Source organism: Variovorax sp. V15, from assembly GCF_041154425.1.
Taxonomy (GTDB): Bacteria; Pseudomonadota; Gammaproteobacteria; order Burkholderiales; family Burkholderiaceae_C; genus Variovorax; species Variovorax guangxiensis.
Map to the genome: position 1 here is coordinate 6,485,388 of NZ_AP028659.1, position 13,534 is coordinate 6,498,921.

The 13,534-nt window shown below is 65.5% G+C and carries 9 protein-coding genes; 2 read left to right on the forward strand and 7 right to left on the reverse strand.

All coding sequences use genetic code 11. The features are described 5' to 3' along the window. Window positions 1-41 precede the first annotated feature (41 nt). Window positions 42-2,090: a type VI secretion system-associated FHA domain protein TagH gene (gene tagH / locus ACAM57_RS30650; protein WP_369660046.1), complete on the forward strand. Its 2,049-nt coding sequence runs from the start codon at window positions 42-44 to the stop codon at window positions 2,088-2,090. Continuing rightward, window positions 2,083-2,907 carry a PP2C family serine/threonine-protein phosphatase gene (locus ACAM57_RS30655; protein WP_369660047.1) on the forward strand — a complete coding sequence of 275 codons (825 nt, stop codon included), beginning with the start codon at window positions 2,083-2,085 and terminating at the stop codon, window positions 2,905-2,907. Before tagH ends, ACAM57_RS30655 begins: the two co-directional genes overlap by 8 nt. A gap of 26 nt (window positions 2,908-2,933) precedes the next feature. Here the strand turns inward: ACAM57_RS30655 and ACAM57_RS30660 are convergent, their stop codons facing one another. From ACAM57_RS30660 to tssH, 7 genes are read right to left on the reverse strand one after another with little or no spacing between them, the layout of a single operon-like run. After that, window positions 2,934-3,314 (reverse strand): PAAR-like domain-containing protein, encoded by a 381-nt coding sequence (locus ACAM57_RS30660; RefSeq protein ID WP_132751858.1) that lies wholly within the window; start codon window positions 3,312-3,314, stop codon window positions 2,934-2,936. Window positions 3,315-3,343: 29 nt separating this feature from the next. Next, window positions 3,344-4,045, reverse strand: coding sequence for a DUF3540 domain-containing protein (locus tag ACAM57_RS30665; protein ID WP_369660048.1), 702 nt, complete (start codon window positions 4,043-4,045; stop codon window positions 3,344-3,346). A gap of 49 nt (window positions 4,046-4,094) precedes the next feature. Further along, complete coding sequence (locus ACAM57_RS30670) at window positions 4,095-5,171, reverse strand: pentapeptide repeat-containing protein (RefSeq protein WP_369660049.1); 1,077 nt, start codon at window positions 5,169-5,171, stop codon at window positions 4,095-4,097. After that, entirely contained in the window at window positions 5,168-7,837 is a 2,670-nt protein-coding gene (locus tag ACAM57_RS30675) for a DUF2169 domain-containing protein (RefSeq protein ID WP_369660050.1), read from the reverse strand. Before ACAM57_RS30675 ends, ACAM57_RS30670 begins: the two co-directional genes overlap by 4 nt. Then, a complete protein-coding gene (locus ACAM57_RS30680) occupies window positions 7,834-8,301 on the reverse strand; it encodes a hypothetical protein (protein ID WP_369660051.1) in 468 nt (155 codons plus the stop codon). The genes ACAM57_RS30675 and ACAM57_RS30680 overlap by 4 nt, the downstream gene beginning before the upstream one ends. Window positions 8,302-8,304: 3 nt before the next feature. Next, window positions 8,305-10,644 carry a type VI secretion system Vgr family protein gene (locus tag ACAM57_RS30685; RefSeq protein ID WP_369660052.1) on the reverse strand — a complete coding sequence of 780 codons (2,340 nt, stop codon included), beginning with the start codon at window positions 10,642-10,644 and terminating at the stop codon, window positions 8,305-8,307. Window positions 10,645-10,664: 20 nt separating this feature from the next. Further along, window positions 10,665-13,415 carry a type VI secretion system ATPase TssH gene (gene tssH / locus ACAM57_RS30690; protein WP_369660053.1) on the reverse strand — a complete coding sequence of 917 codons (2,751 nt, stop codon included), beginning with the start codon at window positions 13,413-13,415 and terminating at the stop codon, window positions 10,665-10,667. Between the last annotated feature and the right edge of the window lie 119 nt (window positions 13,416-13,534).

Below are 13,534 nucleotides of genomic sequence, written 5' to 3' on the forward strand. Positions count from 1 at the left end.
GCACCGGCACTGCGGCGCGAGAAGACCAACACGGAGAAGCCATGCGTTGGACAGTGATCGAACACGCAGGCAGGCCGGTGGCCACGGGCCCCTCGGCATTGCTCGCCGCGCCCGGAGGAACGATCGGACGCAGCCCCGACAACAATCTTGTGCTGCCTGACGAGCAGCGCCAGATCTCGCGCCTGCAGGCCACCGTGCGCTTCGACGACGACGGCGCCGCGGTGCTGCGCAACATGAGCGCGGTGCTGCCCATCAGCGTGAACGGACGCCCGCTCGCGCACGAGCAGGAATCGCGCGTGGCCGATGGCGACCGGGTGACGATCGGCAGCTATGTGCTGGAGGCCTCTAGCGCTCAGCATGCCGCGCGCCCTGTTGCACCACCACCCCCGCCCTTTCCCCCGCCACCGGCAGCGGCGCCGGCTCAGTACATGCCACCGCCGCCGATGGCCGCGCCACCGATATCGGCAGCAGGCCCCATCGACGCGCTGCTTCCGTCTTCCGGCGCATCCGACGTCTTCGCCGACCTGTTCGGCGAAGGGGCCCTGCCCATCGGAGACACGCAGCCCACGGTGGCAATGCCATCGCCGCCGCGCCAGGCGGTGCCGGCGCCGCCGCCACCTGCTGCTTTCGCCCCGTCGCCACCCAGCCAGGCTTTTGTTCCACCGCTGCAGCAGCAATACCAGCAGCCGCCTGCGCCCGCGCCTCAGCCCGATCCCTGGGCGACGCTTTCGCAATCGACTCCGCCCACGCAGAGCCAGGGCACGAACGCCAGTTCGTCGCAGATGCCCTCCGCGGCCGACTGGGACGCCATCCTCGCCAACGCACCGCGCCGTGTCGACACAACGCCCGCGCCGATGCCCGACCCGATGGCGCACGAGCCCTTCGAGCTGCCGTCGCAGGCACGCCGCAATCCGGTCGACCCGCTCGCCGAGCTGAATCCCGACGCGACCAGGGACATGTCTGACGTTGCGCTCAAGCGCGGCGTCGATCCACTGTCCTTCTTCGCGTCCGACGAGAGCGCGCATTCGCCGCTCTCCGACCCGCGCCCCACGGCACTGACCCATACCGATCCGCTGCTGCCGGGCGACACGCACCCGGCGGTCGACCTGCTGCACAACAACAGGCCGGCCCCACCGGGCTACAGTCATTCGAACCATGCGCGCGAAGTGGCGGCGCAGTTCCGTCCGCCGAATCCGGTGGCGATGCCGGCACCTGCGCCGGCACCTGTCGTCGAGCCGCCGCGAGTGGAAGCAACGCCCCCGCCTCCCCCGCCTCCGCCCGCGCCGGTTCCGCCCCCACCACCTCCGCCGCCCTCTCCTCCCGCGCCACCGCCTGCGCCCGTGATGCAGGAGACAAGACCCGAGCCGCCCCTCCTTACGGAGCCGCCGCCGGTGGCAGAACCTGTCCCGGCACCCGAAGCGGCGACGTCAGCACCCTCGCCAGCAAGCACGCCGCAGCCCGGGACAGCAGCGCTTCCATCGTCGTCATCGGAAGCCCTCTTCAGGGCTTTCCTCGAGGGCGCCGGCGTTCCGGAAGTCGCCGGCCAGCAGCCGCTCGACATCGAAGCCATGCAGCGGCTCGGCCGCATCATGCGTGCCTTCACCGACGGCACCATCGAACTGCTGTCTTCGCGCGCCATGCTCAAGCGCGAGGTGCGCGCCGAGATCACGATGATCGTGGACGAGGAGAACAACCCCTTCAAGATCCTGCCCAATGGCCGCGCCGTGCTGATGCAGATGTTCGGTGCGCGCATGCCCGGCTTCCTGCCGCCCGAGGCCGCCGTGCACGACGCGCTCGGCGACCTGCAGTCGCACCAGCTCGGCATGGTCGCGGGCATGCGCGCGGCGCTGCTCACGCTGCTCAAGCGCTTCGACCCCGCCGCTCTCAGCCGCGACACCCCTCACGACGGCAGCCTCGGCGAGAAGCTGCTGCCTGGCGGCCGCGAAGCGCGCCTGTGGCGCGAGCTGCAGCAGCTGCACACCGAGACCACGGCGGCCGTCGAGGACGACTTCCAGGCCGTGTTCGGCCGGGCCTTCCAGCAGGCCTACGACAAGGAGATGGAACGGCTGAAGGAGATGCGCCGTGCTTGAAGCCACACGCTCTTCCTCGTCCTCCTCCTCGTTCGCCGTGCCGATCTCGACCTCGCAGTTCTCCTGCGTCGGCGAGCGCAGCGGCAACCAGGACGCCATCGGCTACCACCTCGACGAACGCAACGGCTGCTTCGTGGTGAGCGACGGTGTCGGCGGCAACGCGGGCGGCGAGCTGGCCTCGCGCATCGCGGTCGACACCGCACTCGACACCTTCGTCGCTGCGCCCTCGCTGGCGGCCGACAACATCCAGCGCTGCGTGAAGGCGGCGAACGACGCCATCCTTGCCAAGCAGCGCGAGCTGACCGAGCAGAGCCGCATGAGCGCGACCTTCGTGTCGCTGTTCGTCGACCGCATCACCAACCAGGCCTGCTGGGCGCACGTGGGCGACAGCCGCCTCTACTGGTTCCGTCGCGGCGCGCTGATGCAGCGCACGGAGGACCACAGCCTGTCGGAGCGCTCGGGCGATGCGGCCGCGAGCCATCAGAACGGCGGCGAGCGGCTGGTGAAAACCAATCTGCTGTACCGCGCGCTCGGTGCGCGAGCAACGGCCGAGGCGACCATCACCGCGCCGCAGCGGCTGGCCGATGGTGATGCATTCCTGCTTTGCACCGACGGGCTTTGGCAGCTGATCTCGCAGCAGGTGATGGAGCGTTCGCTGCAGCTGGCCGACAGCGCGGAGGAATGGCTGGCACTGATCCGCCGCGCGGCGGAAGCCAAGGCCGATGATTCGCAGGACAACTACTCGGCGCTGGCGGTGTGGGTGGGGTTTCCGCAGCAGGTGACGCTGGCGGGCGCAGCACCCGTGCTTGGCGCCTAGTGGAACCGGCGCAGCGCATCCAGGCACTACATGTGCAGGATGTTGTACTGACTCGGAATCACACGGAAGCCGCGGGCATTGCCACCGTTCTGGTTTTGCTGGTCGGTCAGACGTACCGAGAGTGCGCCGCCCAGGATCACCTTCTTGCCCGACGAAGTGTAGTACGCAGGCCCCATCACCAGCGGCACTCTCACCCCCAGTCCGACGCCCGCGGTGTCCAGCATCGAGACGGGATTCACCGTAGCCCTGTTGTGCGCTGGCGTGCACTTGTACAAGACTTTCCCCTGGCTCGGTACCGCCATGATGCCGTCGGCCTTGTTGATCAACGGCACTGGAGCCACTGGCGCACGGCAGATATCGGGAACGGCGATGCTCGACCCGCCAAGCTGGCAACTTGCTAGACACATGATTGAACTCCTCGAATCAGGAAAAGGCTTCAGCCCACGTGAATCTGTCTGGCATCCACCTTCACGACCCGCTCTGCGGTAACGAAGGTGTTCTTTGCATGAACGCGGAGCATTTCGTCGGCCTGGTAGTCCAGCCTGCCAGCGCGTATCTGCTCCACACCATCGGTCATGCGAAAGGCCGAGCGGCTGAGCTGCACCAGCCGGTCGACCACGGCTTCGTAGAGCCGGCCGATGACGCGCACATTGAGCGCCCTCGCTTCGACATCCGTTCCCTCGTAATCCAACCGGCCTATGCGGCAATCGGCCTCAGCCGCCTCCAGCGCCAGCCGCGAGGTGCCGATGTGCACGCCCTGCCGCCCCTTGAGCGCGAGCTGGGTGTCCGCCTCGATGCTCACCTCGCCAGAGTTGGCCGCCAGCGTCATGCCGCCCTCGGTGTCGATGCGCGACATGCTGGAATCGGCCTGTTCCGCCACCGCGGTCAGGTACAGGCGCTGCGCATCGGGGCCGGACACCAGCACGGTATCCCCCATCTCCGGCCGTAGCAGGCAGCTTGCGGCGCGCTGGCAGCGCACCGGCACCTCGTCGCACATCACGGTGTAGATGCCGCCCGGCAGCGCACCTGTGACAACGCCCAGCGCGTTGACCATGCCGCCCGATCGGCGTTCGAAGGCCTCGACCTCAGCGCGCGTGGGTCTATCGAATGCAACGACGGCGGAGGTATGCGCGCTCATGGCAGGACAGCGCAGGGCGCACGGTATTGGACGACGGCGAACGATATGGTCATGGTCTCTCCTGTCTACGGCGTTGGGAACGGCGTGCCGAAAATTCTTCGGCAGCCAGGACATCGGGATCGGGTTGAAGAAAACCGCTGCGGTCGCCGATCCGCGCACCATCGAGCAAGGCACGGTGCATCTGGGTGCGCAACAGCGTTGCCTCACGCAGGTCCGCCTGGCGGAGGTCGGCATGGGCGAAGTCGGCAAACACCAACCGCGCGCCTCGAAAGTCGGCGCCGCTGCAGCGTGCCCGATGGAACACGGCCTGCTCGAGGTTCGAGCGGGCGAAGTTCACTCCGTCGATCTGGGCATCAACCCAGATGCCCTGCATCAGGAAGGCATCACTTGCCTGAGCGCCGCGCATCTTGGCGTTCAGGAATACGCAATTGGGTGCATGTGCGCCGTTGAAGCGCGCCCCTTCCAGCATGGCTCCCATGAAGTTGCATGCCAAGAGCGTCGCGCGCTCGAAGTCGCAGTCGCGCATCTGAGCGTCGATGAATTGGCAATGCGCGAAACTCTGTTCACGGAAGGATTGCCCGGTGAGATTCGCTTCGACGAAAACCGCCTGCTGGAATCTGCAACCGCCGAAGCGTGCGGTCCGCAGGTCCGCTTCGTAGAAGGTGGTGTATTTGAGATAGCAATCCGAGAAGTCGGTTCGTGACAGGCTGCCCTCCGCAAATACAAGGATGTCGCAGCGCAGCGCCTGAAAAGAAGCATCGTCCAACGCACAAGCCACGAAGTTGCTCATGGTGCTCTCTGCCTGGTCGAATACTGCCCCGGTCAGGTTGCATTCGTGGAAGGCAATGTCGTCCATGAAGACGCCACGCATATGGACATGGGATCCATCGCAACGGTCGAATGCGCATCGGCCCAGTTGTGCGCCATCGAAGTCGGCCTGTGCCAGCCGGCAATCTTCGAACAGGCTGCCGCGCAGGTCAGCGCCGGCGAAGTTCGCGTCAGAAAAATCAGTGTGCGCGAACAATCCGCCCGACAGATCAAGTCCTCGGAAATCGAGCCCGGCGAGCCGCTTGCCTTCGATTCGCTCACCCGCTTTCACATTGGCCATCACATCCGCAGGCGTCATGCCATGGTCTCGCTCTTGCGCTTCGGCGTCGTGACGGCCTGCGCTGCATGCGCGCCGTCAAACAACGTGTGTTCGTCCACCAGGCATTCCGACAGATCGGAGCGAAACAGGTTCGCGCGCCGCAGGTCTGCCGATGCGAGGATGGCCTTGCTCAGCATGGCATTGCTCAGTTCCGCTTCGATGAGCGAAGCCTGGGTGAAGTCGGCACGGATGAACATCGCTCCCGGCGCGTCAGTTCCTTCGAAGTTGGAGCGGCGCAGCGACGCAGAGCCGAAGTCGCTGTTGAGGATTCGCGCGCCGGAGAAGTCCGCGTCATCGCATGGCACCTCACGCAGGCAGCAGTCTGTCAGCTTCGCGTTCCGGAACAATGCTCCTTGCAGCGTCGTGCCACCGATGAAGCAGGTCTTGAGCAGAGTGGATTCCGACAAATCCACACGCTCGACAGTCGGCATCGCCACCCAGGCGCAATGGGTCATGGCGGCACCGACGAAGCGAACATCGTGTAGTTCGGCTTCCATCAACGACGAGCGCTCGAAGATGGCATCGTCGAAGTGCGTCTGACGCAAAACGCTGGCCTCCAGCACCTGCAGTGCAGTGATACGCGCACGATCGAAGCGGCACCGCTCGACGTACAGGGACAGCCCTTGGATCTCTTCCACCACGGCACCGGAAAAATCGCAGCGCCGGGCCTCCAGCTTCTCGATGTGCATCTGGCGCAACGTGGCTGCCTCGAAGACCGAGTCTTCCAGGCTGGCCAGCGACAGGTTGCAGCCGTCGAAGACCGCGCGCCGCAACGATGCCCGGTGCAGCCTGGCGCGCACCAGCACCGCCTCGTTGAAGTCGCTGTCGTCCAAGGTACAGCCGCTGAAGTCCACGCCCTCCAGCAAGGCGCGATGCCAGCGGGTGCCTCGCAGGTCCATGCCAGAGAAGTCGGCGCCGGTGAAATCCTTGTCGGAAAAATCCCGATCGCCCGCCAGGATACGCTGCACCTCTTCGCGCGCGCGCACGACGGCCATACCGTCCATGGAGTCGGCAGCGGACTGGTGATGAGCCATGCGCCTGTAGGCCTCCGTCAGGCCATGCCCACCGCGCTCGGTCACACGCCGCAGCTCGTCCTGCTTGTCCTGCGCCATGGGGGGCACTCCCACTGCTTTCGCAACGCCGGTGATGCCGTCGAACAATTTGCGGGTGTTGGTCCTGGGTGGCCCCTTGACCACAGCCTGGTCGAACTTCTCGAAGAACAGCGAAGTGTCCATGCCGGCCTTGCGGGACATGGGTGCGTTTTCTTTCGCTAGCACTTCCATCTTGCTGCGCGCCGCTGCGAGCCTTTCCTTCTGCTCTGCCACAAGGGCCTCGGTCTTCTTGATGAAGGCAGGCAGGTCCTTCAGCGTCGGAATTTGAGGAGTCGGATCTGCAGGCATCTGGTAGCGCGAGAAGTCACCACCCGAAGCGCTGTAGGCCTGCGATAGTCGCTCGCGTGCACGCTTGGCGCGCTCGCGCATGTTTTGTTCCAGTGCATCCGGCTGCGCCTCGTCTTCGCTATCGAGCCACGGGCCGATGCATCTACCGGGCAGCAAGGCCGTGTCATCCAGCACGACGAAAGGCGCGCCCTCGGGATCGCAGCGGCTGTGGAGAACCTGCCAGTAGTGGTCGGGGTCGCGCGGCGCATCCTGCGGATCTTCCAGCGCAACCATCATGTGGCTCACGTCCTCGGCATCGTTCTCGGTAATGGGCACAGCGCCATGGAAGACCAGCGCCAGCCGGTCCAGATGCGGAAAGAACCAGGCGGTCGTCAACTGCATCGGCACTTGCTCGAAGTCCTTCGCCTGCGGCATCGCTTCGGATCCGATGGGAGGTTCAACGCCGCGCACGATGAAGCCTCGGGCTCGCCAGGCCGGCAGGGTGCCGCGGATCACCGCATACTTCGGATGCATGTTGCGGATCTCGAAGGCAGCTCCAGCAAGTCCTCCATCGCTCTCATCCAGCCATTGGTCCGGCGAGGCAGCGTTGAAGTAGCGCCAGTCCATGTCCCTGGAGAAGCCCGGGAACAGATGGTCTTTCCAGTGATCGTCGTACTGGTGCCCCAACCTTCCCAGTCGCGAAGGCCGCTGCATCTCGATAGCGCCGAGCCCGGCGGGCACGACTTCCTGATCAGGCCGCTGCAGCAGATGGTCCGGGTTCTCGATGTTGGGCAAGCGACGCGCGCGCAGGCCATTGACGACTTCCTCACTACGCCCGATGCCCACCGGATTCTCTTCGTGATCCGGGCCACCATAGGCATGCTGCCAATCGATGGGCATCGCATCGAAGGCCTGCGGCGGACTGGGTCGGCCGTTTATCCAGAAACGGTCGCCGAACACGGCCAGTGCCTTTCTGCGCCGACCGACCCGCACGCTCACCGCTGTCTGAGTCTTGTCGTCCTGGTGATGGGTGAACGCATAGCCCGTGGCCAGAAACTCTGGTTGGCTCTTGGGCATCGAGGCGTCCAGCACGCCGTCGCTGCCCAAGGCCTGGGCAGCGGTCTCCCAGAGTTCCGGCTCCGGCAGCAAGACCCGCTCTCCACGAAGTGTCGTCATTCCGATCGCGGTCAGCGCGAGCCAGTCCCGTCCGTCCTTCTGGAACGGGCGATGCATGGCGCCCAGGCGCAGCGGTTTGATGATTCTCATGAATTGGGCGTGTTGTGAATCTCGAGCAGCGCCTTGTCGCGATCGATAGCGACAAGGTCAGGGTTGTCCTCTGCATACACGATCGGGACACTGCGCCCGGTGGCGAAGTTGCTCATCAGTTCACGCTCGATGAAAGTGGAAACGGTTACCTCGTGAACAACACCCTGGCGGTCCTGGAATGACAACCGGAGGTCGGTCGCGGCCAGCGCCAGGGCCTCGCCCCCCGAAATCGCCAGCTGATTGGCAGGACGCGTCAGCCGAAGAACGGTCGCCTCGCCGCGCGTGCCCGAGCGCTGCAGCGACTGCCATCGCCGCTCGTCTTCCCGGTACTCCTCCTCCGTGGCACTGGGCGGCATGCGCGCGGTCAAAGCCCAAACGCCACCGACGCCGAACAGCACCAGCACAAACGCCACGCCCGCAACGTCCCACCAATTCATGCCGTGAAGCGCCTCCAATGGCTTCACCGTTCAGATCCGGATGAACAGTTTCTTGGCGGCAAAGCACAGCCCGCCGCGCACGGATTTGACCGTCTCGCTCTTGGCAGTGATGCTCGAGTTCTCGAGCTTGACTCTGGCAGTGATCATGTTGATCCGGGAGATATTCATGAAGGTACCGTTGAACTGCGCGTTCAACAGCGAAGCCTGGGCCTTGAGGCCATAAAGGTCCGCCGCCAATGCCCACGCCCCTGTGTGCTCGAAGGTCCCATGGTTGTCCGTCCACCGCCACCAGCCCTCGTTCTTGGCGTTCACGGTGTGCTCGGGAGTGTTGGTGGTCTTCGCTGGAGTATTGGTGGTGTCCGGCCCCGTCGTGGTAGTGGTCTTGCCGCCGTCCACGACAGTGGTGTGGTCCCCCACGACATTGCTGTGAAAGCCGCCGTTGACGGTGAAATTCATGCCGTCGTTGACGGTGAGGTTCACCCCGCCCGAAATGGTTTGCACCACGCCGCCGGTGATGGTCGAGTTGATGCCACCACCGATGTTTTCCTTGATGCCACCGGTGATGGTCTGGGTAAGGCCATCGCTGATGGTCTCGTTCATCCCGCCGGTCACGTTGCGCGTCTCGCCGCCAGCAATGGTTTCCTTCGCGCCACCGGTGATGTCGCGCGTCTCGCCTTCGCTGATGGTTTCCTTCGCTCCGCCCTGCACGGTGCGCGTTTCTCCGCCCTTGATGTCTTCCAGCGCGCCGTTGGTAATGTGACGCTCCTCGCCGTCCTTGTAGGTGGCCGACTCGTGCCCTGTGATGACGGTGGTGCGCGTGCCGCCAGTGTCATGGGTTTCATCCTGCTCCACAGAGACATTCAGGTTGCGTTCCGCATGCAGCGCCACGAACTCGGCCCCCATCTTGTCTTCGAAGACGAGCGAATTGGCAGTCTCCGGCGAGCCACCAGGCGTCGAGCGCGTAACGAAGCCGCTCTTGGTCTGCTCGCCCGGAAGGTTGAATGGAGGCATTTCGCGCGGGTTGTAGACGCGGCCCACGATGATCGGACGGTCAGGTCGGCCACCGACGAAATCGACCACCACTTCCTGGCCGATGCGCGGCGTGAAGACCGCACCGAAGCCATCACCCGCAATGACGTGAGACACACGTACGAAGCACGAGCAGTTCTCGTTGCGCCGCCCGCTGCGGTCCCAGCGGAACTGCACCTTCACGCGTCCATACTGATCGGTCCAGATCTCCTCGCCTTCGGGGCCGACCACCACAGCGGTCTGCGGGCCGGTGGTGCGGGGGACGTTGGTGACGCGAGGAGCCCTGAATGGCAACGACGTGGGCTGTACGACGAAGTTGAAAGCGTAATCGCTCGGCGCAGCGCCGGTGGCATATCCGCCTTCGCGCAGCTTGTAGTTCACGGAAACGACCAGATACTCACGATTGTCGTCCGAGCGCGGGGAGTTCCGCATGCTGAACGTGTAACCCGGGGCCATGCCCCGAACCGTCGCATGACCCACGCTGCGATCTGCCAGCGACTGCGCTTCCTCGAGCCGCACTCGCGCATAGTGTTCACCCTCTCCCGCATTGGTGAACTCGCCGAGCCATTCGTACATTTCGTAGCTGGCATGGTCGTAGGGCTGCGGCTGTGACCGCACGTTGACCAGATCCCCCCCGGGCGTGGTGAAGTTGAAATCGTCCACCGTGTAACTGCCCGAACGGACCTCCGAGGTCACCTGCCAGTCGTCGATGACCTCCATGTCTTCGGTCACGTCACGGTCGGCGGCGAAGTAGTTGATGGTCTCGTAGCCGGGCATCGGCTCGTGCCCACCTGCATCGTCGGCCAGCACCAGCGTGTGCTGGTTCTGCTCGTGCTTGAAGTAGTAGTAGATGCCTTCCAGTTCCATGAGCCGGCTCACGAAGGCGAAGTCGGTCTCGTTGTATTGCACGCAGTTCTCCCATTGCCGATACGAGCCCGTGAGCTTTTTCTCGAAGGCAAAGCCGTAGTCTCCCAGCACCTCTTCGAGAATTTCGACCACCGTTTTGTTCTGGAAAATCTTGTTGTCGCTCGAGCGCGTGAGATACCAGAGCCAGGGACGCACGGTGGCGCGGTAGATCGTGTGCCGCGCGGTGCCGCCTTCGCGGCCGATCATCGTGAAACGAACAACCTGCCCATTCAGGAAGCGCGGCGTGCTGGCTGTCTGGATCTCCAGCGACATCGGCTTGCCCAGCATGGCCTTCATGTCGATCGACGCACTGGGGCTCAGCAGGTCGATCTCGAACTCGAACAGCTGCGAGAGACCTTCGCTGCCGCTCATCGAGCGAAACTGCAACTGGTCTTCACCCAAGGGGGTATGTGCTCGTACGACTCTGGTGGCCATGGCAATTTCTCCTTGTACTTTTACGCTTCGGAAAATTCGTAGCGGAAGTCGTCGTCCGCGGCGCTGAGCTGCACGCCGCTCAGCTTGCGCGCACTGACGGTGGCACCGATGACTTCCTCGCTCAGGCGCGGAAGGATGGTGTGCGTGAGGATCGCGTCGATCATCCGGCCGCCCGATTCGATGGCGGTGCAGCGGCGTGCGACGAGCTCGACGGCGCTGTCGTCGTAGGCCAGTGCGATGCCGTGGTTCGCCTGCAGGCGCGTCGCGATGCGATCGAGCTGGAGGCGGATGATGCGATGCAACGCCTCTGCGTGCAACGGGTAATAAGGCACTACAACGAGGCGGCCCAGCAGCGCGGGCGCGAACACCTTGAGCAGCGGCTCGCGCAGCGCGGCGGCCAGCGGCTCGGGGTCTGGGCGCAGGGTCGGGTCTTCGCACAGCTGCATGACCAGGTCGGTGCCGACGTTCGAGGTCATGATGATCACGGTGTTGCGGAAGTCGATGTGGCGGCCTTCGCCGTCTTCCATCCAGCCCTTGTCGAAGACCTGGAAGAAGATCTCGTGCACGTCGGTGTGCGCCTTCTCGATCTCGTCGAGCAGCACCACGCTGTAGGGCCTGCGGCGCACGGCTTCGGTAAGCACGCCGCCTTCGCCATAGCCCACGTAGCCGGGCGGCGCGCCCTTCAGCGTGGAGACGGTGTGCGACTCCTGGAACTCGCTCATGTTGATGGTGACGAGGTTCTGCTCGCCCCCGTACAGCGCTTCGGAGAGCGCCAGCGCCGTCTCGGTCTTGCCGACGCCCGAGGGGCCGCATAGCAGGAACACGCCGACGGGCTTGTTGGGGTTGTCCAGCCGCGCGCGCGCGGTGCGGATGCGGCGCGAGATGGTTTCCAGCGCATCGGGCTGCGCGACCACGCGCGCCGAGAGAATCTCGCCGAGCTTGAGCACCGATTGCGCGTCGTCGCGCACCATGCGGCCGATGGGAATGCCGGTCCAGTCGGCCACCACGGTGGCGACAGCCTGCGCATCGACGGCGGCGAGGATGAGCGGCGACTCGCCCTGCAGCTGCGAGAGCCTGTCCTGCGCTTCGTTGAGTTCGGCGCGAATTTCGTCGGGCGTGCGCTGGGGTTCGGCGGGAGGCGTATCGGGGTCCACGTCGGCATTGGCCGCGGCTTCGACATCCTCGGCGTCTCCCGCGTCCGATGCCTCGGCCTGAGCTTGCGGCACTGCCGCCGGCGAGAGCTGCTTGCGCAGCGCGACGATGCGCTCGACCAGCGCGCTTTCTTCCACGCGCCGCTTCTCCAGCACCTCGAGCTCGGCCTTCGCCTGCTCGACCTGCGCTGCGATGTCTTCCACGCGCTGGTGCTCGCCCACGCCGATGGCGGCCTCGCGCCCCGCGATGCCCGACTCGATGCCCAGCACCTCGATGCGGCGCTGCAGGTCTTCGATGGCGGCGGGCAGCGCATGCTGGCTCAGCGCCACGCGCGCGCATGCGGTATCGAGCAGGCTCACAGCCTTGTCGGGCAGCTGGCGCGCGGGAATGTAGCGGTGCGACAGACTCACGGCCGCCTCGAGCGCGGCGTCGAGGATGAGCACGCCGTGATGCTTCTCCAGCTCCGCCGAGATGCCTCGCAGCATCAGAACCGCCTTGGGCTCGGTGGGCTCGTGCACCTGGATGGTCTGGAAGCGCCGCGTGAGCGCCGGGTCTTTCTCGATGTACTTCTTGTACTCCGACCAGGTGGTCGCGCCGATGGTGCGCAGCCGCCCGCGCGCGAGCGCGGGCTTGAGCAGGTTGGCCGCGTCGCCGGTGCCGGCCTGGCCGCCCGCGCCCACCAGCGTGTGCACCTCGTCGACGAAGAGCACGATGGGCTTCGGACTCTTCTCGACTTCGTCGATCACCTGGCGCAGCCGCTGTTCGAACTCGCCCTTCACTCCCGCGCCGGCCTGCAGCAGCGTGGGGTCGAGCACCCACAACGACACGTCCTTCAGCGAGGGCGGCACGTCGCCCGCGGCGAGGCGCGAGGCCAGGCCTTCGACCACCGCCGTCTTGCCGACGCCGGCCTCGCCGGTGAGCAGCGGGTTGTTCTGGCGGCGGCGCATCAGGATGTCGATGATCTGGCGGATCTCGTCGTCGCGGCCATAGACCGGATCGAGCTCGCCCGCGCGCGCCTTGGCGGTGAGGTCGCTCGCGTACTTGGCGAGCGCGGAACCACCGGCTGCGGGGCCGTCGCCCTGGTGGTGCGCCGCGGCCGGCGCGCCGCCTGCTGCGCTGGCCGCAGCGGCATCGAAGTCGTCCTCGGGCGAGCCTTCGGTCCACGAGGCAAGTTGAGCCACCAGCACGTCGGGCACGATCTTGTCGAACTCGCGCGAGATGCCCGAGAGCACCTGCCGCAGCCCCGGCGTCTTGATGATGCCCGCGAGCAGGTAGGCGCCGCGGATCGAGGTGGCCTCGAAGCGCAGGCTCGCATAGACCCACGCGCGCTCCACGGCGTTGTCGACGTGCTCGGAGATGTCGCTGATCGACGTGGCGCCATGCGGCAGCCGGTCGAGGGCGCGCACCAGGTCCTGCTCGACCGCGTCGAGGTTGAGCCCCGCGCGCCTGATGATGCGCAGCATGTCGCTGTCCTGCTGCTGCAGGATCTGGTGCAGCCAGTGCACCAGCTCGACGTAGGCGTTGCCGCGCAGCTTGGCGAAGGCGGTGGCGGTCTCCAATGCCTTGTAGAGCATCGGATTGAGCTTCGAGAACAGGGAGACGCGGCGGATGTCGGTCATGGATTAAAGCTAACCCCCAGTCTTCGCGCACTTCGTGTCGCTACGCCAACCCCCTTGCAGGGGGCAACACCTGTGGCCCGGCAGAGCCGGTTCCACGGTGTTTCGCGAAAAGACCGTGA

Bases quoted from the DNA above. Each gene is read 5' to 3' on its own strand.
- tagH (WP_369660046.1), top strand. From the start codon at position 42: ATGCGTTGGACAGTGATCGAACACGCAGGCAGGCCGGTGGCCACGGGC.
- ACAM57_RS30660 (WP_132751858.1), bottom strand. From the start codon at position 3,314: ATGTGTCTAGCAAGTTGCCAGCTTGGCGGGTCGAGCATCGCCGTTCCC.
- ACAM57_RS30665 (WP_369660048.1), bottom strand. From the start codon at position 4,045: ATGAGCGCGCATACCTCCGCCGTCGTTGCATTCGATAGACCCACGCGC.
- ACAM57_RS30670 (WP_369660049.1), bottom strand. From the start codon at position 5,171: ATGACGCCTGCGGATGTGATGGCCAATGTGAAAGCGGGTGAGCGAATC.
- ACAM57_RS30675 (WP_369660050.1), bottom strand. From the start codon at position 7,837: ATGAGAATCATCAAACCGCTGCGCCTGGGCGCCATGCATCGCCCGTTC.
- ACAM57_RS30685 (WP_369660052.1), bottom strand. From the start codon at position 10,644: ATGGCCACCAGAGTCGTACGAGCACATACCCCCTTGGGTGAAGACCAG.
- tssH (WP_369660053.1), bottom strand. From the start codon at position 13,415: ATGACCGACATCCGCCGCGTCTCCCTGTTCTCGAAGCTCAATCCGATG.